This is a genomic window from Vallitalea sediminicola, assembly GCF_054408565.1.
Genome location: NZ_BTPT01000143.1, coordinates 1 through 1,485, shown reverse-complemented (window position 1 = coordinate 1,485; position 1,485 = coordinate 1). Strand labels below are relative to the sequence as shown.

At 32.7% G+C, this 1,485-nt stretch carries 3 protein-coding genes; 2 read left to right on the top strand and 1 reads right to left on the bottom strand.

Translation table 11 applies throughout. The features are described from left to right. Positions 1-209, top strand: a 209-nt coding sequence (locus ACX6CF_RS26210; protein WP_458788333.1) for a hypothetical protein, incomplete at its 5' end; no start/stop codon positions are given. A 213-nt stretch (positions 210-422) separates the two neighbouring features. On the opposite strand, the gene ACX6CF_RS26205 is transcribed toward ACX6CF_RS26210, so the two are convergent. Then, complete coding sequence (locus ACX6CF_RS26205; protein WP_458788332.1) at positions 423-710, bottom strand: hypothetical protein; 288 nt, start codon at positions 708-710, stop codon at positions 423-425. A gap of 316 nt (positions 711-1,026) precedes the next feature. Here ACX6CF_RS26205 and ACX6CF_RS26200 point away from each other — a divergent pair, with 316 nt between their 5' ends. Further along, entirely contained in the window at positions 1,027-1,482 is a 456-nt protein-coding gene (locus tag ACX6CF_RS26200) for an RICIN domain-containing protein (protein WP_458788331.1), read from the top strand. Positions 1,483-1,485 lie beyond the last annotated feature (3 nt).

The following is a 1,485-nucleotide window of genomic DNA, read 5'->3' as shown; positions in this document are numbered from 1 at the left end:
TCGTCGTGAGCCTGATGATCGCCATCGTCGTGAGCCTGATGATCGCCATCGTCGTGAGCCTGATGATCACCATCGTCGTGAGCCTGATGATCGCCATCGTCACGAGATTGATAATCGCCGTCGTCGTAATGACCGCAGTCGTCGAGAACACAGTCGTCGAGAACGCAATCGTAGTCGTAGTCCTAGACAATAGATTGATTGATGAATAGTATAACATTCGCACTAACTACTATTCATCTTTCCCCTCTAAACATAATCTTTGCTCCTACCATTCTGTTGTTGCTATTTCTACTGGACAATCACTTTATTTAGCTTCATATATTTATCTTACTTAATAAGTCATTAATCGGTACATATTGCCCTTCAATTATGTAAATCGCTCTCTTTTAATCAGTAGGGAGTTATTACCCCTATACTAAACTTTAGCAATTAACTCTATACCCTTGTTCCTGAAGCTTATTTAAGTCACTGTATATTATTGATCTACTAGAGTATATATTAATGCCTGGTCTACTTAATTCTTTTATTAAATATTCTCCTATAGAACTGCAATACATACTATATTCATAATCGCCTTTGGTAAAAATATTTCTATGTACCATACCTTCATCAAAATCAATGGTGGATTTTCCTGTAATAATTCTTCTGCAATTATCTGCTATAATCTTCTTAATGGTTTTTCTTCTAAGATTTATGTTTCCCTTAATCAAGTTATCACTCCTTTTCTCCCAATGATATCTTAAACTCATTTACTTCAAGACATTAACTTTAATTCTTTAAATTCATTGAAAGTATAACTGTAGATGAATACTGAGATATTAATAACTTCTTACTCCAATAAACTTGATCTTAGCCTTAAATTTCACCATTAAACCAATCTTTACTTTAGGTACACTATTTCTATCAACCAAATAACTGAAAACACATATAATTGTACTTTAGTGATAGACCATCGTATAAACTCACACTCGTCAATATTTTCACATATATTAATACTGAAGAGATAAAATAAGAGGAGTAATAAAAATGCATGACCTCACTGCTACAGATAATGTTTTCCGTATTTATAATCATTATTGGGGCGTTCTAGATATTAAAAGTCCTCAAGAAGGTGCTAATGTATTTGTATCAGATTCTAACATTATAAGCGAGTCCCAATATTGGCGTTTCATTCTTTGGGCACAGCATGGAAGAAACTATTGGTATATAATCATGAACGAATTTTCCGGTAAATGTTTAACTGTACCATATGCTTCTCAAAAAGATAAAGCAAGTATACGCATATATGATTGTCACCCTACTGATGCTCAACTATGGAAACTTATTGACAGATTTACTGATATTCATCATATAGTTTATTATTCATTTATTAATAAAAATAGTAGTAAGCTTCTTGATTTAGATGTATCTAATAAAGATGTATATCAATATGGCTTCACGCCAGGTAGTGATACTCAATTATGGAATTATTTAGTGTATTAAAAT